The organism is Sphingobium ummariense RL-3 (genome assembly GCF_000447205.1).
Lineage (GTDB): Bacteria > Pseudomonadota > Alphaproteobacteria > Sphingomonadales > Sphingomonadaceae > Sphingobium > Sphingobium ummariense.
This window is the reverse complement of the sequence record NZ_AUWY01000136.1, coordinates 166,841-183,776: the sequence shown is the minus strand read 5'-3', so window position 1 is coordinate 183,776 and position 16,936 is coordinate 166,841. Positions and strand designations below refer to the sequence as shown.

The window sequence follows — 16,936 nt, the reverse complement described above, 5'->3', positions numbered from 1 at the left end:
CGTCATGTTGGCACTCCGGGCGGGGCTGCCAGAGGCTGCGCCGTCCGATCCGGCACCAGCAGGTTGAGCACCACAGCGATCAGCGCCGCCGGCAACACCCCGGATGTCAGTACGATCCGTAGCGTGTCGGGCAGATGGGACACCGCGTCGGGCTCCAGTTCCAGTCCTATGCCGATGGACAGCGCGACGCCGAAGATGAGCATGTTGCGCTGAGTCCAGTCGACACCCGACAGGATCGACAGCGCGGCCGAAGCGACCATGCCGAACATCACGATCACGCCGCCGCCCAGCACTTCGATCGGGATGGTGGTGACCAGCGCCCCGACCTTGGGCGCGAGACCGCAGGCGATCAGGAGCAGCGCGCCGATCGTCACGATATGGCGGCTCATGATGCCGGTGATGGCGATCAGGCCGACATTCTGGCTGAAGCTGGTGTTCGGCATCGCGCCGAATACGCCGGCGATCGCGGTGCCCATGCCATCGGCGCAGGTCGCGCCGATCAGTTCCCGGTCGCTCGCCGGCCGGCCCGCGCCATTTTCGCAGATCGCCGACACCGCGCCGATCGATTCGATCGCGGAGATGAAGCCCATCAGCACGAAACCCAATATCGCCGAGGCGGACAGGGCGAAGCCGAAATGAAAGGGCGAGGGCAACATGAACCAGGGCGCTGAGCCCACCGGCGCGAGCGACACGCGCCCCAGCAGGGCGGCGGCCGCATAGCCGGCCGCCAGTCCCAGCAGCACCGATGCGATGGACCAGATGCCCCGTCCGAAGAAGCTGAGGCCCAGCGTCGTGAACACCACGATCCCCGCCAGCATCCAGCTGATGCCCGCACCATAGGCAGGCGTGCCCTGCGCGGAAACGCCGCCGGCGGCATATTGCACCCCGACGCGCATCAGCGACAGGCCGATCATCAGCACGACGAGGCCGGTGACCATCGGCGGCAAGGCGAAACGGATGCGACCGATGAAGAAGCTAACCCCTATATGGAACAGTCCGCCGCAGATCGCGGCGGTGGTCAGTTGCGCCATGGCGGTAACGCCCTGCCCAGCGACGATCGGGATCATCACCGGCAGAAAGGCAAAGCTGGTCCCCTGCACCAGCGGAAGGCGCGCGCCCGCCGGGCCGACACCGATCGTCTGGATGAGGGTGGCGACCCCGGCGAATAGCATCGCCATCTGGATCATGTAGATGAGCGCGCTCGAATCGGGCGATCCAAAGCCGAAGCCCGCCGCACCCGCCACGATGATGGCGGGCGTCAGGTTGCTGACGAACATCGCCAGCACATGCTGGATGCCGAGCGGCACCGCGACGGCAAGGCCGGGGAAATGATCGGGATCGCGCGCCTGGTCGGCCGTCATCACACCGGCGCGGAGCGGAATGTCAGGATTCGGCGGCGGCGCGTGCATCAGGCGGCTTCCATCAGACGGGCAAGCGAACGGTCGGCGGCGCGCACGATGTCGCGGCGGCTGGCCTGCACCAGATCGCCGTCGCGCACGACCGCGCGCCCCTCGACAAAGACGTCGCGCGCGCCGGAGGGCGGGGCGAGCAGCAGCGCCGCCACCTTGTCCCAGGCGCCTGAGGACGGGATGTCAGCCATGTCCCACAGGGCGATGTCGGCGCGCTTGCCTGCTTCAATAGATCCGCAATCGGGCCGGCCCAATATCTCTGCCCCGCCGCGCGTCGCCAGGAACAGCGCATGGCGCGGATCGAAGGCGGATGGGCCGCCGACCGCGCGCTGGAGCAGCATCGCCTGCCGCGCTTCAAGCAGCAGGTGCCCGCTGTCGTTCGACGCCGAGCCGTCCACGCCGATGCCGACGGGAACGCCTTGTGCGACCATGGCACGCAGCGGCGCGATGCCCGATCCGAGACGGCAGTTGGAGCAGGGGCAATGGGCGACGCCGGTCCTGCTTCGCGCGAACAGGTCGATTTCCTGAGGGTCGAGTTGCACGCAATGGGCGTGCCAGACATCGGGACCGATCCAGCCCAACTCCTCGGCATATTGGCCCGGCCGGCAACCGAAGCGCTCCAGGCTGAAGGCGACGTCGTCGGCATCCTCCGCCAGATGGGTGTGCAGCATCACCCCTTTGTCGCGCGCGAGCAGAGCCGCGTCGCGCATCAACTCGCGGCTGACGGAGAAAGGCGAGCATGGGGCGACGCCGACCCGCACCATCGCACCGTTGGCGGCATCATGGAATCGGTCGATCACGCGGATGCAATCATCAAGGATCGCGTCCTCGCGCTCGACCAGACTATCGGGCGGTAGGCCGCCGGCGCTTTCCCCCACGCTCATCGCGCCGCGCGTCGGGTGGAAGCGGATGCCGATCCCTCGCGCGGCGGCGATCGTATCGTCCAATGTCACGCCATTGGGGAACAGATAGAGATGGTCGCTGCTGAGCGTGCAACCCGAAAGCGCCAGTTCCGCGAGGCCAAGCTGGGTGGCCACGAACACATCCTGGGGCGTGTATTGCGCCCAGATCGGATAGAGGCGCTTCAGCCAATCGAACAGCGATACATTGATCGCGCCGGGCAGCGCACGCGTCAGCGACTGATAGAGATGGTGATGCGTGTTGACCAGGCCGGGAGTGACGACGCAACCGGTGGCGTCGATCACCGCATCGGCGTCCCGCACCAGCGCGGTCAGTTCTGCCGCCGTTCCGACCGCTTCGATCACGCCATCGCGGAAGGCCAGCACCCCCTCCGCAATCTCGCGCCGCTGGTCATCCATGGTGACGAGAATGTCGGCATTGCGGATGACCGTCAGGGTCACTCGGGCGGCGCCTTTTCATAGCGATCCCAATGGCCGATCAGTTCGTCGACCACCTTCGACCCCACGACATAGAGGCTCTCGAGCGAGGCTTTCATGCCCGCATAACCTTCATTCTCGCGCAGCAGATAGTCGGCGGCGGCGACGCCGGGCGGCGGCATGGAGAAATTGCTGCCCGACCGCAGCACCAGAACCCGGTCCTTGTCCGCCTTGTTGATCCTGTCGAGATAGGTGATCGCCTGAAGTGTGCCCGTCTCCTCCATGGCGGAGGTCACGAATTCGCCCTTGCCGCTGGTCGAATAACGCACCCAATCATTCGCCCAGTCGGTGAGCAACTTGCCATGCCAGAAGGTCATGGCAGAGAGTTGGTCGCCCATGAGTACGAAAGGCGGTTTTTGGGCGTTGGGATAGCCGGTATAGCGGGCGCGCTCCTTCACAATGCCCGGATCGTCGGGTAGCTTCATGTCCTTGGTCAGCGCATAGGCCCAATCGGTAAGCTTGGAATTGAGCGCAAAGACCCGGCCTTCGGTGATCGGCGGACTCTTGTCATCCGGCCCCTGCTTGTCGAGCGGGAAGAATCCCGATTTCCAGCCCTTGGGAATTTCGCGCGCGTCGATCTCATGCGCCAGATCGCCATCGACGCTGTAGCGCGCCCAGGCGGCCGACCCGATCGAGGCGTCCTGCGGGTCGATACCGGCGATACCCGCCACCAGCCAATAGGCATGGGACAGGTCGAAACGCGGGTCGAGGCCCAGCGCCATCACTCCGGTGCCCGACCGCGCCGTGCCGACGCCCGTCACCATCGCGAGGATGCGGCTGTCGGGATTATAATAGAGGTCGTGATAGCCTTGCGGGAAAGCAATGCGGGTATCCAGCTTGCGCCGTTCCTTCCACAGCTGGAATTCGCCGGGTGCATCGCCCGTGTCTGCGCCGATCTCGAACATGGTGACGATCACGACACGGACCGGAAGCGGCTTGGAGCAAGCCGCGCCGGGCGCGCAGTCGGTTGCAGGTGCCTGTGCATATGCCACCGGTGCGAGCAGCAGGGCCGCTGCTGCGAGCAGGAGAAGACGCGGGATCAGGGACATCAGATCATTCTTTCGAGCGCATAACTGGTTCGTGCTCCTGCGGTGGGCGAAGCCCGGAGCGGCGTTACGCACACCGCGCCGGAACGCCCGCATCCGCAGGAGCACGATGGAGGGGGCGCCGAACCAGCCGGGCACCCCCTGTTCATCAGAACTTGTACACCGCCGATGCCTGGAAGCTACGCGGACGTTCCGGCAGCACAATCGTGCTGCCGAACAATTCGGTAAAGTTGGCGCGGAAATATTTCTCATTGGTCGCATTCTTGACGACCAGCCGGAACAGGAAGGGCCCGGTCTCGTAGGACGCGCTGAGGTCCACGGTCGTATAGGCAGGGAGCTTCACCGCCTGGCTCTGGCCCGAATAGACCGAGTCGACATGGACCACACTGCCTGACAGGGCGAGGCCGAAATCGAACGCGTAGGTCGCCGTCGCCGAGAACATATTTTCGGGAATACCGGCGCGTTTGGAATCGCTCCTGCTGGTGATCGGCACCAGGCCGATCGGCTGGCCGCCGAGATAGAGGGTGGGATCAGTAACGTTGACCAGATCGTCGATGCCGAAGAAGCTGAACAGCGTGCCGTCGTGCAGCGCGGTCAGATTGTAGACATTGGTGTGGGTATAGGCGCCGGTGATCAGGAGATGCTTGTCGACTGACCAGCGCAGTTCGGCTTCCAGACCCTTGGTTTCGACCGACTGGTTCACCGTGATCGACTGGACATTATAGTCGGTGCGCTTCTGCTTGTAGACCGACACGGCGGCATAAAGCGTGTTGTCGAGCCAGCTGCCCTTCATCCCCGCCTCATAGAGTTTCGACGCGGAGATATAGGTGCCGGCAAGCACGTCGGTCGGGTAGATTTCTGCACCCTGCCCCGCGATGACGGTCGATTGCCGGGCGACCGTGCCATAGGGGATGAGGCCGAAAGGCAGCTTGTAGTTGGCGCTGGCCGACCAGGACCAGGCGCCCTTGCTACCGCTGGCGTTGTTATTGACCGGATCGGGATCGGGCGCCTCCATCTTCGATGTGATGTTGGTCGCCTTGACGTCCAGATGGTCGTAGCGCGCGCCCAGCGTCACATCCAGGCCGAAGGCGAAGTCGAGATCCGCCAACCCCGCAAAGGCTAGGTCGCTATAGTGGCCAACGACATAGTTGGTGAAATCGCAGTCGCATTCGGTCGACAGCAACCGGTCCGACAGCGCGTCATAGCCGACGGTCAGGTCGACGCGGTGGAAATATTCATAGTTGAAATCGTCGCCATGCTTGAAGCTGGTGTAGCGGATGGAGGGAGAGAGCTGGAAGGCGAATTTGCCTATGTCGCTCTCAAACGTCTTGGACGCGACGATCTTGTCCTCGACCACCCAACTGTCATGGAATTGCGAGAAGCCATAGGCGTTCTCGTTCAGATTCTTGTAGCTGTCATAGAACCACTGGTTTTTCAGCTCGAACCCGCTGTCAGCGGTGTAGATGGTGTCGAAATAGAGAGTCGTACCCTTGTTGTTGAGCTTGTCGTCCTTGCCTGTCAGCGTGTCGCGGCGGCTCAATTTGGCCGTGCCGGTGTTGACGAGGTTGAGCGGACCGCCGGCGTAGCAGGCGTCGGTAATCGAGGAGGCGAAAACGCCGCCGCCGCAGGCAAAGCCGCCGAAGATCGACAGGCCGCCGGGCGACACGACATTGATTTCCTGCTGCGAAATCTGCCCGTCGCCATCGGTGTCGATCGGCTGGGCCTGGCCGGTGATATAGGTGCCGTTGTCGACCAGTTCCTGCGTCAGACGGTTCCAGCCGCCATTTTGCTGGCCCTTGTAGTTCTGATATTGGCCGCCCCATTCGATGCGGACATGGTCGGACAGATCGGTGTCAAACGAGCCCTGCAGTATATATTGCTTGGTATCCATGTTGCGATAATAGCTGCCGTCATCCTCATATTGGCCGAACAGACTGTAGCCGAATTCCTGCTCGCCGATCTTGAGCGGGCCGGACACCTCGCCCTTGAAGATGTTCATGTCCCAACTGCCGCGGGTGTAGCTGAGTTCGCCCGACGCCTTGTCGCGCAGCTTGCCGTCGGCGACGCGTGCCGATTTGGGCACGAAATTCATATAGCCGCCGGTCTTGGATGGGCCATAAATGGGCGAGGCCGGGCCACGCACAATGTCGATGCGATCCGACGCCGCGATCGGGGTTGGATAGTTGCCCGGGTTGTCGAGCCGGCGCATACCGCGGAAATAGACTTCGCCCGGCGTGCCGCGAATGTCGAGTGCGCCGCCGACGCCGAAGAAGCTGTTGGTGAAGGTGCCGGGCGCCTGGGCGACCAGATCATAGATGTCCGTGATACCGAAACGCTCGATCTGCTCCTTGGAGATGGTCGAGGCGGAGCGCGGTGTTTCCACGATCGTCTTGTCGAAGCCGAAGATGGAACCGACATTCTTGACCGGCAGCGCATCGAGCGCGCCGGTGACGACGATATCGTCTGTCGGTTCTTCGGCGGGCGCGGGGCTCTGCGCCAAAGCGGGTGCCGTCAATGCAGTGCAGGCCAGCAGGCCGGCTGCGATGAGGTGGTAGGGAGCGCCCCGTGCGGATTTTTGGGACGCGATGTTCTGTTCGACGGCCGACGAATTCATGTTAGTCATTATTATATACCCCCCTTTGCCCGTCGAGCGCCGCCTTGTGGCAGTGCGCCCCGGTTCTTTCCCTGATCTCCTCTCCGTCATTTTCGAAAGATGCCGCCGCGCATGATTGGATGCTGCGGGACAATTACGTTGACTGCTCCGCCCTTGCGATGACCCCCGACGACCCGTGTCGCGTGGCGCGGAATATATTCACAGGAGGAATTAGGGGCTTGACGGGTTGCGAGCAAATGCCATGAAATCGACGCCGCGTTGCAAAAAATAGGTTGGCATGCCGGCTCTTTCCCGCTTTCTTCGGTATTTTCTCGCAGTTGGCCGACTGGGTTCGATCCGGCGGGCGGCGGACGAGTTGAACGTCTCGGCCTCCGCGATCGACCGGCAAATACTGAATGTCGAAGCCAATCTAGGCATGCCGCTCTTCGAGCGCCTCCCGACCGGCCTTCGCCTGACTGCGGCGGGCGAGATCATGATGGCCGCAGGCAGCAAGTGGCAGAAGAATATGGCCGACGTCCGCGCGCAGATAGAGGATTTGCGCGGCCTCAAGCGTGGCCATGTCGATATCGCCGTCATCGACGCCCTGGCGAAGGGGTATATTCCGTCCGTCATCCAATCAATCCAAGGCAAATATCCGGGAATCAGCGTTGGGGTAAGGGTGCTGGAAAACGACTTGGCTCGGCAGGCAACGGCTCGGGGTGAGGTGGATTTCGGCATTTTCTTCGATCCGCAAAGTTTTCGCGACCTGGCGGTACGCGCCTTCGTTGACGTCGTGCTGGGCTTCGTAACGCCCAGCGGCCATCCGTTCGGCGCGAAGCGGGAGGCGCGCTTTTCCGCCTGTAGCGGGTCGAAACTGATCGTACCGGCACAGCCGCTCGCCGTATATGAGCAGGTTTCAGTACTGGAAGGCACGACCGGCGTGATCATGGAAAAAGCCGTGTCCTCCGACAATATCCAGATGATCACCTCACTCGTGTTGCAAGGCGTCGGTATCGGCATTCTGACGTCGCTGGACGTTATCACTGAAGTGCAGCGGGGTCTGTTGTCTTTTACGCGGATCTCCGATCCGATCCTGCGGCCGATGACGCTGGGCCTGTGCACGGCTTCGGCCCGCACGCCTTCCTATGCCGCCGCGATGATGCTGCAGGAGATCGAGAACGGCTTCGGCCAGCTCAGCTATCCCCTGTCGATCGAAGGGCCGAGCGACCTGTAACTTTTGTCGCGTTCCGATTGCCCAAAGCCTGCCGACCCGATAGCGGCGGATTTCCAGACTTAACGGATTCGCGTAATGAGCATAGAGGCCGCCCCTGAACTTCACTATATCACCGACCAGGCGTTTCTGACCGATGTCAGAAGCGTCGCACGACAAATAACCGACGGCGACTGGAAACCCGACTTCGTGATCGGTATCGGGCGCGGCGGCCTCGTGCCGGCGGTTTACATCTCGCATCATGCCGACCTGCCGATGCTGTCGATCGACCATAGCTCCAAGGTGCCGGGCTTTGCCGACGAACTGCTGGCGAAGGTCGCCGCCAAGAGCGCGGCCGGCGTGAAGCTACTTTTCATCGACGACATCAACGATAGCGGCGGCACCATCGCCTATGTCCGCCGGTTGCTGGCGGACAATGATTGCGAGGGCGCCAACCTTCGTTTCGCCGTCCTCATCAACAACAGCCGGTCGCGCGCGACCGTCGACTATTGGGCGCAGATGATCGACCGGGAGGAAGACAAGCGATGGTTCGTCTTCCCCTGGGAAGCGGTCGGCACGCGCAACGCGATCATCGAGGAAGCGCTGTCCGTCCCCGAGCGTCTCGCCTGAGGGAGGAAGATTTGCGTATCTGCGTCTATCTCGGCTCTTCGCCCGGCCGCTCGCCCGTCTATGCACAGGCGGCTGAGCGGGTCGGGGCGTTGCTTGCCGAGCGCGGGATCGGCCTCGTCTATGGCGGCGGCACCGTCGGGCTGATGGGGATCATCGCCGATGCCGTCTGCGCCGCCGGAGGCGAGGTGATCGGCGTCATCCCCGAAGCGCTGCGCGCGCGGGAGCATGACCATCAAGGCATCACGCAGCTGCATGTCGTCAAGACGATGCACGAGCGCAAGGCGATGATGGCGAAGTTCGCCGATGGCTTCATTTGCCTACCGGGCGGTATCGGCACGTTGGAAGAGATATTCGAAGCCTGGTGCTGGTCGCAGCTTGGCTATCACGAAAAGCCGTGTGGCCTGCTCAACGTCAACGGCTTCTACACGCCGATGGCCCGGTTCATCGATCAGGTGGTGGAGGAAGGCTTCCTGCAGCCGCGGCATCGCGCGATGTTGCTGGTGGAGGATGAGCCAGACGTGCTGCTCGACCGGATGGCGCAATATCTGCCTCCCAAGACCGAGCATTGGCTGGGCGCGGACGACGTCTGAAGCGCATCAGTCCGCTTTGCGCCGTTCCCCCATCAGCCGCACCATCAGCGCCTCCAACCGCTTGGTGTCGATCGTCCTGACGACCTCGGCCGGCTGCTCGCCCAAGTCCGGCCGATAGTCGCGGTGCCAGGACAGCATGTCGCCATAGCCTGGCCCAAACTGCGTGTTGTAGTCGATGAACAACATTTCGCGCCGGCTGATCATGCCGGGGTCGAGCCACACGCCAGCGGCAATCTCGTCCCATAGCGGAAAGCCCGGCTCCATCGCGCCGATATAGGTGGCCAGCGTGGGCGGCGCTGCCTTCGCCATGCGATCGAGGAGCGCCCTGGTGCGCTGCGTGTCGGTCGAGGGATCAACCGGCACGATGGTGATCTTCCGCCACGGGCTGCGCGAAACGATGCTGGCGGCTTCGGGATCGAAACGCATGTTGAATTCGCGGCGCGGCGTATTGACGAACTCCCGGGCGAACTGCTCCGCCGACACATTGTCGAGCGTCTGTCGGGGATTGAGGCTGCCGCCCATATAGACCAGTTCCCTCGCCAACGCCGCAAAGGCCGGGTCGAGCCGCTGTGCCAGCGCCAGATTGGTAAGCGGCCCGCAGGCGATGATCGTGACCTCGCCCGGATAGCGACGGACCATGCGGATCAGGAAATTGGCGGCGATCTCATCGGCCGGCTTGGTGGTCGGGTCACCTTCGGGAAGATGCACGGGATCGTCGGGACCGAAATAGGGCGGCGTGCTCTGCTGGGTGGGCTCCACCCATTGCTTCATCCACGCGCCCTTCCAGGTGAGCTTGCCGTAGAGTGCTTCCCACCGATCGGTCAGCTTTTCGGAATTGAGCAGGGGATAGGTCGCGCCCTGAACGACCGGCACGTCGGTCCGGCCCGCAATCTCCAGCCCGCGCAGCGCCATCGCGGTGGCGCGGTTGGCCCAGACATTGCCCGACACGGTGGTGATGCCCAGTACATCGACATCAGGCGCCTGGAGCAGCATCAGATGCATCAGCGCAAAGCCTTCATCGTCGATGATGACCTTACGCCGGTTGTCCTGCGCCTGCACGGCGCTGACCGACAGCAGGACGACGAGGATAATGGACAGCAGCCTCATGGTTGTGCCGCCAAATATGTGTCGATCCGTTTGAGATGCGCGGACACCGCATCGGGCGGCAGGAAGGAACCGATGAAGCTGTTGCGCGCCAGTGTGGCGAGTTGCGCGCGCGTCAATCCGCGTGCCGCCGCGACCGCACGGTAATTGTCGGCGACATAGCCGCCGAAATAGGCCGGATCGTCGGAATTGATCGTGGCGTGGAGGCCCTGCTCCAGCATCCGGTCGATCGGATGATCCTCCATTCGGTCGATCACGCACAGCTTCAGATTGGAGAGCGGGCAGACCGTCAGGGTCATACCCTCGCGCGCCAGCCGGTCCGTCAGCGCCACATCCTCCAGCGACCGGTTGCCATGGTCGATGCGGTCGACGTGCAGAATGTCGAGCGCCTCATGGACATAAGCGGGCGGCCCCTCTTCTCCCGCATGGGCGACCAGTTTCAGTCCCTTGTCCCGCGCGGCGGCGAAGACGCGGGCGAATTTCTCCGGCGGATGGCCGATCTCCGAGGAGTCCAGGCCCACCGCCGTGATCCGGTCGAGCCAAGGTTCGGCTTGCGCCAGCGTCTCGAAGGCTTGGGCTTCGCTCAGATGGCGCAGGAAGCAGAGGATGAGACGGCTGGTAAGGCCATGATTTGCTTCTGCTTCCGCGCAGGCGGATAGGAGCCCCTCGATCACTGTCTCGAACGCGATGCCGCGCGCCGTGTGGGTTTGCGGGTCGAACATGATCTCGGCATGGCGCACGCCGTCCGCCGCCGCTCGTTCGAAATAGGCGGTCGTGAGATCGTGAAAATCCTGCCGCGTCCGCAGAACGTCCGCCCCGGCATAATAAATGTCGAGAAAATCCTGGAGGTTGGAGAAGGCGTAGGCTGCGCGCACATCTTCGACCGAAGCATAGGGGATAGCGATGCCGTTCCGTTTAGCGAGCGCGAACATCAGCTCCGGCTCCAGGCTGCCTTCGATATGCAGGTGCAGTTCCGCCTTGGGCAGGCCGGCGATGAAACTGTCGAGATCGGTCACGATGATCCTCCGGCATTTCTGTCCCAGGCGCATTCGCCCATGATGTAGGTACGCATGATCGCGCGATCGTCGCCCAATATCTGTAGCGCGAACAGCCTCTCGGCCAGTGATGCGCCGGCAGTCCGGCGTGCGATCAGGGGCGTCGCATTGCTATCCAGCACCACGAAATCGGCCTCCTGCCCCAGTTCGAGGCTGCCGACCCGGTCACCGATATGCAGGAGCGCGGCGCTGCCCGCCGTCGCCAGGTAAAGCCCGAAGAACGGATCGAGCGCGGTGCCGCGCGCCAACGCGGCCTGATAAGCGAGACCGGCAGTGAAGAGCATCGAGAATGAGGTGCCCGCGCCCACGTCGGTGCCCAGGCCCAGCCGGATGCCATGCGCGTCCGCCTGAACGAAATCGAAGAAGCCCGACCCCAGGAATAGGTTGGAGCTGGGGCATATAGCAATGCCCGCGCCCGTCTCTGCCATCCGCGCGCAGGACCGGTCGCACATATGGATGCCGTGGGCGAAGACCGACCGCGCGCCCACCAAGCCGAACCGGTCATAGGCGTCGAGATAATGATAGGCGTCGGGAAAACGATCAATCACCGCCGCACATTCCCGCAGATTTTCCGCAAGATGCGTGTGCAGCAGCACATCGGGATGCGCGGCCAGCAGATCGCCGGCCAGTCTCAGCTGCGCGTCGCTGGAGGTCAGCGCGAAGCGCGGCGTCACCGCGTAAGAGAGGCGCCCTCGGCTGCGCCAGCGGCGGATCAGCGCCTCGCTATCCTCGCGCGCGGCCTCAATCGTGTCGCGAAGGCCGTCCGGCCCCAGGTCCATCAGCACCTTGCCCGACGCGATCCGCATGTTGCGCGCGATCGCCGCGTCGAACAGCGCATCGACCGAGTGGGCATGGACCGTAGGGAAGACCAGCGCGCTGGTCGTGCCGTTGCGGAGCAGTTCGTCCAGAAACACCCCCGCCACTTCGCTTGCATGCGCGCGATCGGCGAAGGCCTTTTCGGCCGGAAAGATATGCCTTTCCAACCAGTCGAGCAGCTGTTCGCCATGGGCAGCGATGCGGTCCATCTGGGGATAGTGGACATGCGCATCGACGAAACCCGGCACGATCAGGCCGGGCAGATTTTCCACGGCGACGCCCGGATAGCGGTCGGCCAAATCAGCATAAGCGCCCCGTGCCACGATAATCCCGTCCTCCATCACCAGCAGCCCGTCGGACTCGTGCCGGGTGGCGTCGGGACGGTGGCGCGGATCGTGCTGGACCGACAGGATTTCGCCGCGATAGGCTTTAAGCGTCATCGGCTTCTCATTTGAAGCAGCTGGGCGAGGGTGGCGATGGCGATGACGTCGGGCTCCTTGCCGGCGATGTCCGTTATGCCGATCGGACAGGTCAGGTGCGCCTGCGCTTCGGCGTCTATCCCATCCCGTTCCAGCCGGGCATGGAAGCGCGCCCGCTTGGTATCGGACCCGATCAGCCCGACGAAAGCGACCGGCGGCCTGGCGAGCGCCGCCTTGATCAGGCTGTAATCGAGTGCGTGATCGTGCGTCAGGATCAAGATTGCCGCGTCCTCCGGCGCTTCGGCGACGCATTGCTCAATCGCGGCTTCGGGCACGACGGTGACGCCCTCGACCGTGTCGAACACCGGCCGTGTGTCGAACCAGGCCAGGCGGAAGGGCAGGCCCGCGCAATGACGGGCGATCGCCTGGCCGACATGGCCCGCGCCGAACAGATAGAGGGGGCGTGGTCGCTCTCCGAATATCTCCACCACGCTGCTCCCCGCCCGCGGCCGATCGCCCCGTGCCGACAGCGGAGACGCCGGCATGGCGCGCGTACAATGCCGGTCGATGCGGTCGGCCGCGAAGATCGAAACCAGCGCCCGGTCCTCGCCCGCGTCGGCGATCCAGCCGAGCGCCGCCGGATCGACATGCTCGATCAACAGCCGCACCCGTCCGCCGCAGCATTGGCCAAGCAGCGGCCCCAGCGGATAGTCCTGCACACGCCAGCTGCCAGGCGGCAGCGCCAAGATCGCCCGCGCCTGTTCCACCGCCCGATATTCCAGTTGCCCGCCTCCGATCGTGCCCAGCAGCGCGTCGGCGGTCACCAGCATGCGCGATCCCGCTCCGCGCGGTGCTGAGCCTTCGCTGGCAAGGATGCTGACCAATGCGCTGGATTTCTTGCGAGCGACATCATCCAGCCAACCGAGCCACTCCATCATTGCGCGCGATGCTCCCGCACGGCGCGAAGGATGCGTTCGGGCGTCGCCGGCGCGCTGAGCGAGGGAAGCGCGCGCTTGTCCGGGGCGACCGAGGCAATCGCGCGCGCAAGGGCAGAGAAGACCGAGATCGCCAGCATGAAGGGCGGCTCTCCGACCGCTTTCGACCGATTGATGGTCGGCTGCACATTCTCCCCATCCCAGAGGGAGATGGTCATGCGCAGCGGCCGATCCGACGCTGTCGGGATCTTGTACGTCGCCGGGGAGTGGGTCAGGAGGCGGCCCTTGTCGTCAAAGACCAGTTCCTCCGTCGTCAGCCAGCCCTGGCCCTGCAGGAACCCGCCTTCGATCTGGCCGGTATCGATGGCCGGATTGAGCGACCTGCCGACATCATGGATGATGTCCACCTGCAGCACTTTATGCTCCCCGGTCAGCAGGTCGACCGCGACCTCGCTGACCGCCGCGCCATAGGCGAAATAATAGAAAGGCCGCCCCTTATGCGCGGCGCGGTCATAGGCGATGTCAGGCGTCGCATAATAGCCGGTCGATGCAAGCGAAATACGGCCGATATGCGCCTTGCGGCAGAGCTGGGCGAAGGACAGGTTTTCCTTACCCGCGATGACGCCCTCGGGGGTGAAATGCACCGCTTCAACCGAGCAGTTGAAGGTCCGCGCCGCGAAGTCGGTCAGCCGCTGGCGAATGGTCATCGCGGCATTATATGCGGCCATGCCATTCAGGTCCGCGCCGGACGACGCCGCCGTCGCAGAGGTGTTGGGCACCTTGTCGGTCCGGGTCGCGGTGATCCGCACCCGGTCGATCGGTACGGCGAACACGTCGGCCACGACTTGCGCGACCTTTATGTAAAGGCCCTGGCCCATTTCGGTGCCGCCATGGTTGATCTGGATACTGCCGTCGGCATAGACCAGCACCAGCGCGCCCGCCTGATTGAGATGGGTCGTGGTGAAGCTGATCCCGAACTTGACCGGAGTCAGCGCGATCCCCTTTCTGATGACGGGGCTTGCCGCGTTGAAGGCGGCGATCTCCCGGCTACGCGCGTCATAACAAGCGTCGGCACGCAGGCGATCGATAATCTGCGGCGCGATATTGTCGACGATCGTCATGCCGTAGGGCGTGACGTCGCGGCCGGGGCGGTAAAGATTGGTCGTCCTGACGTCGAGCGGGTCCAGACCGAGATGCGCGGCGACATCATCCATGATCCGTTCGATCGCAATCATGCCCTGAGGCCCACCGAAACCGCGAAACGCGGTGTCGGAAACGGTGTTGGTCCTCAACCGCTCCGAAACGATCTCGACAGCGGGCAGATAATAGCAGTTGTCGGCATGAAACATCGCGCGATCGTTGATCGCGGGCGACAGGTCCACCGTCGCCCCACAGCGCGAGGCCAGACGCAGCTTGAGCGCCAGCACCTGCCCCCGTGCGTCGAAACCGACATCATAGCCGATGCGAAAAGCATGACGCTTGCCGGTCATCGCCATGTCGTCGTCCCGGTCGCAGCGGAACTTGGCGGGGCGGCCGGTGCGATGCGCCACCAGCGCGGCAGCACCGGCGAACAGGGCGGCCTGCGTTTCCTTGCCCCCGAAGGCGCCCCCCATGCGGCGGACCTCGACCGTCACGTCGGCCGAACTGCAATGAAGCATATGGGCAACCAGATGCTGCACTTCGCTGGGATGCTGAGTGGAGGAGAGAATGTGCATCTGCCCGTCCTCGCCCGGGGTCGCGACGGCCACCTGCCCCTCCAGATAGAAATGGTCCTGCCCGCCGATGTCAAAGCCACCGGTGATGCTGAACGGCGCGGCCGCAAGGGCGGGCTCGACGTCGCCCCGCGCCATGCGCTGCGTGGGTTCGATCCGCGATCCCGCCGCCTGTGCCGCCGCGATGTCGAGAAGTGCGGGCAACGGTTCATAGTCGATCCTGCCGAGCCGCGCCGCCCTGCGCGCCGCCATCTGGCTGTTGGCGGCGACCAGGAAGACCGCCTGCCCCACATAAAGCACTTCCCCATCGGCCAGCAGCCGGTCGTCGCCCGCGACCGGGCTGACATCATTCACACCGGGAATGTCGGCAGCGGTGAAGACGGCGACCACGCCGGGGGCCGCACGCACGGCATCGAGGTCCATGGAGGTGATGCGAGCATGGGCCTGGCTGCTCTGGCCGAAGGCGAGGTGGAGCATGTCGGCTGGTTCCGCCACGTCGTCGGCGTAGCGTGCCAAGCCGCTGACATGGAGCCTTGCACTGTCATGCGGATGAGAGGGTTTGGCCCGCACCGGCCGGTCCAGATCGCGCTCAGCCATGTGCGATCCGCCTGTCCAGGACGGACACCGCATCGCCCTGCACGCCATGCCACAGGCGCAGCAAAAGGCTGGCGGCAGCCTCCAGGCGATATTCAGACGATCCCCGAACGTCGGTGAGGGGCGCATAGTCGATACGCAGCGCGGCGGCCGCATCGTCGAAGGTCGCGCGCGTAAATGGCCTGCCCGTCAGCGCGGCTTCGCAAGCGTGCGCCCGGCGCGGCGTGGCCGCCATGCCGCCGAACGCAATGCGTGCGCTCGTGATCGTTCCGGCCGCGACCGAGAGGTTGAATGCGCCGCAGACTGCTGAAATATCGCTGTCAAACCGCAGCGAAAGCTTGGATATATGCACCACCGCGTCCTTTGCGGGCCTGGGAATCCACACGCTTTCGACAAATTCTCCCGGCTTGCGGTCCTGTTTGCCATAATCAAGGAAATAGGCCTCCAGCGGTATCGTGCGGCGGCCTTCACGGCTGCGCAATGTCAATTCCGCCCCCATCGCTATGAGTGCCGGCGGGCCGTCGCCGATCGGTGAACCATTGGCGATATTGCCGCCGACCGTACCGGCATTGCGCACCTGAAGCCCGCCGATCCGGCGCACCAGTTCGCCAAGATCCGGGTGCAGCCGCGCAAGGGCCGCGTGCGCGTCGGCATAGCGGACGCCGGCGCCGAGCCGCAGACCCTTGGCGTCTTCCTCGATCCCCCGCAACTCGTCGATATTTGCCAGGAAGATAAGCGTTTCGATGGTCCTAAGACCTTTCGTCACCCACAGACCGACATCGGTCGCCCCCGCCACCATACGCGCGCCCGGATGTTCGACCAGAAGCTCCGCCAGCGCCGCGCCGGTCCGGGGTGCGAACCATTGTCGGCCCTGATGGTTGCCCGATACGGTCTCGCGCGAAGACAGGTTCTTCAGGGCCAGCACCGCCGCTGCGTCATCCCGCGTCAACGGACCCGTCTCCTCCCCCGCCGCCAGGATCGGCCCATAGCCGGTGCAGCGGCAGAGATTGCCCGCAATCACATCCGCGACCGGCAGATCATGGCCGCTCGCGCCAATGCAGCGGCCATGGAGCGACATGACGAAGCCCGGCGTGCAGAAGCCGCATTGCGAACTGCCGTTAGCCGCCATGCAGGCTTGCAGCGGATTGAGCGTGCCGTCTGCGCAGCCCAAGCTCTCGACGGTCATCAGCGCCCGGCCGTCCAGCATCGGCAGGAAAGTGATGCAGGCGTTGACCGCACGCCATTGCACGTTGTCTCCGGCCAGTTCGCCCACCAGCACGGTGCACGCGCCGCAGTCCCCTTCCGCGCAGCCCTCCTTCGTGCCGGTGCGACCCATATTGTAACGAAGATGATCGAGCAGCGTTGCGGTGGGATCGACGTCGGCGATTTCCACGACTTCGCCGTCGAGCAGGAAGCGCACGCCCAT

13 protein-coding genes are annotated in these 16,936 nt (G+C 64.1%); 3 read left to right on the top strand and 10 right to left on the bottom strand.

What is annotated here, in order from left to right; genetic code table 11:
• Window positions 1–2: 2 nt before the first annotated feature.
• From M529_RS47350 to M529_RS47335, 4 genes are all read right to left on the bottom strand, one after another.
• Complete coding sequence (locus tag M529_RS47350) at window positions 3–1,409, bottom strand: uracil-xanthine permease family protein (protein WP_021320179.1); 1,407 nt, start codon at window positions 1,407–1,409, stop codon at window positions 3–5.
• The gene (locus M529_RS47345; RefSeq protein ID WP_021320178.1) at window positions 1,409–2,770 is read right to left on the bottom strand and encodes an 8-oxoguanine deaminase; all 1,362 of its coding nucleotides are present in this window, start codon (window positions 2,768–2,770) and stop codon (window positions 1,409–1,411) included. Before M529_RS47345 ends, M529_RS47350 begins: the two co-directional genes overlap by 1 nt.
• Window positions 2,767–3,855 (bottom strand): purine nucleoside permease, encoded by a 1,089-nt coding sequence (locus M529_RS47340; RefSeq protein WP_021320177.1) that lies wholly within the window; start codon window positions 3,853–3,855, stop codon window positions 2,767–2,769. Before M529_RS47340 ends, M529_RS47345 begins: the two co-directional genes overlap by 4 nt.
• Window positions 3,856–4,000: 145 nt before the next feature.
• Window positions 4,001–6,475 (bottom strand): TonB-dependent siderophore receptor, encoded by a 2,475-nt coding sequence (locus tag M529_RS47335; protein ID WP_031295863.1) that lies wholly within the window; start codon window positions 6,473–6,475, stop codon window positions 4,001–4,003.
• Between the two features lie 268 nt (window positions 6,476–6,743).
• Here M529_RS47335 and M529_RS47330 point away from each other — a divergent pair, with 268 nt between their 5' ends.
• From M529_RS47330 to M529_RS47320, 3 genes are all read left to right on the top strand, one after another.
• Entirely contained in the window at window positions 6,744–7,679 is a 936-nt protein-coding gene (locus M529_RS47330) for a LysR family transcriptional regulator (protein WP_021320175.1), read from the top strand.
• 75 nt (window positions 7,680–7,754) lie between these two features.
• Window positions 7,755–8,285 carry a phosphoribosyltransferase gene (locus M529_RS47325; RefSeq protein WP_021320174.1) on the top strand — a complete coding sequence of 177 codons (531 nt, stop codon included), beginning with the start codon at window positions 7,755–7,757 and terminating at the stop codon, window positions 8,283–8,285.
• 11 nt (window positions 8,286–8,296) lie between these two features.
• Window positions 8,297–8,875: an LOG family protein gene (locus tag M529_RS47320; RefSeq protein WP_021320173.1), complete on the top strand. Its 579-nt coding sequence runs from the start codon at window positions 8,297–8,299 to the stop codon at window positions 8,873–8,875.
• Window positions 8,876–8,881: 6 nt separating this feature from the next.
• On the opposite strand, the gene M529_RS47315 is transcribed toward M529_RS47320, so the two are convergent.
• From M529_RS47315 to xdhA, 6 genes are read right to left on the bottom strand one after another with little or no spacing between them, the layout of a single operon-like run.
• Entirely contained in the window at window positions 8,882–9,982 is a 1,101-nt protein-coding gene (locus tag M529_RS47315; RefSeq protein ID WP_021320172.1) for a nucleoside hydrolase, read from the bottom strand.
• A complete protein-coding gene (locus tag M529_RS47310) occupies window positions 9,979–10,995 on the bottom strand; it encodes an adenosine deaminase (RefSeq protein ID WP_021320171.1) in 1,017 nt (338 codons plus the stop codon). The genes M529_RS47315 and M529_RS47310 overlap by 4 nt, the downstream gene beginning before the upstream one ends.
• Window positions 10,992–12,290: a guanine deaminase gene (gene guaD, locus M529_RS47305; protein WP_021320170.1), complete on the bottom strand. Its 1,299-nt coding sequence runs from the start codon at window positions 12,288–12,290 to the stop codon at window positions 10,992–10,994. Before guaD ends, M529_RS47310 begins: the two co-directional genes overlap by 4 nt.
• Window positions 12,287–13,207, bottom strand: coding sequence for a xanthine dehydrogenase accessory protein XdhC (gene xdhC / locus M529_RS47300; protein WP_021320169.1), 921 nt, complete (start codon window positions 13,205–13,207; stop codon window positions 12,287–12,289). The genes guaD and xdhC overlap by 4 nt, the downstream gene beginning before the upstream one ends.
• Window positions 13,204–15,513: a xanthine dehydrogenase molybdopterin binding subunit gene (gene xdhB, locus M529_RS47295; protein ID WP_021320168.1), complete on the bottom strand. Its 2,310-nt coding sequence runs from the start codon at window positions 15,511–15,513 to the stop codon at window positions 13,204–13,206. Before xdhB ends, xdhC begins: the two co-directional genes overlap by 4 nt.
• Window positions 15,506–16,936 carry a xanthine dehydrogenase small subunit gene (xdhA, locus tag M529_RS47290; protein WP_021320167.1) on the bottom strand — a complete coding sequence of 477 codons (1,431 nt, stop codon included), beginning with the start codon at window positions 16,934–16,936 and terminating at the stop codon, window positions 15,506–15,508. Before xdhA ends, xdhB begins: the two co-directional genes overlap by 8 nt.

What these genes read in the sequence shown, in the direction of transcription:
- M529_RS47350 (WP_021320179.1), bottom strand. Translation starts at nt 1,409, where the DNA reads ATGCACGCGCCGCCGCCGAATCCTGACATTCCGCTCCGCGCCGGTGTG.
- M529_RS47340 (WP_021320177.1), bottom strand. Translation starts at nt 3,855, where the DNA reads ATGTCCCTGATCCCGCGTCTTCTCCTGCTCGCAGCAGCGGCCCTGCTG.
- M529_RS47335 (WP_031295863.1), bottom strand. Translation starts at nt 6,475, where the DNA reads ATGACTAACATGAATTCGTCGGCCGTCGAACAGAACATCGCGTCCCAA.
- M529_RS47330 (WP_021320175.1), top strand. Translation starts at nt 6,744, where the DNA reads ATGCCGGCTCTTTCCCGCTTTCTTCGGTATTTTCTCGCAGTTGGCCGA.
- M529_RS47325 (WP_021320174.1), top strand. Translation starts at nt 7,755, where the DNA reads ATGAGCATAGAGGCCGCCCCTGAACTTCACTATATCACCGACCAGGCG.
- M529_RS47315 (WP_021320172.1), bottom strand. Translation starts at nt 9,982, where the DNA reads ATGAGGCTGCTGTCCATTATCCTCGTCGTCCTGCTGTCGGTCAGCGCC.
- guaD (WP_021320170.1), bottom strand. Translation starts at nt 12,290, where the DNA reads ATGACGCTTAAAGCCTATCGCGGCGAAATCCTGTCGGTCCAGCACGAT.
- xdhC (WP_021320169.1), bottom strand. Translation starts at nt 13,207, where the DNA reads ATGATGGAGTGGCTCGGTTGGCTGGATGATGTCGCTCGCAAGAAATCC.
- xdhB (WP_021320168.1), bottom strand. Translation starts at nt 15,513, where the DNA reads ATGGCTGAGCGCGATCTGGACCGGCCGGTGCGGGCCAAACCCTCTCAT.
- xdhA (WP_021320167.1), bottom strand. Translation starts at nt 16,936, where the DNA reads ATGGGCGTGCGCTTCCTGCTCGACGGCGAAGTCGTGGAAATCGCCGAC.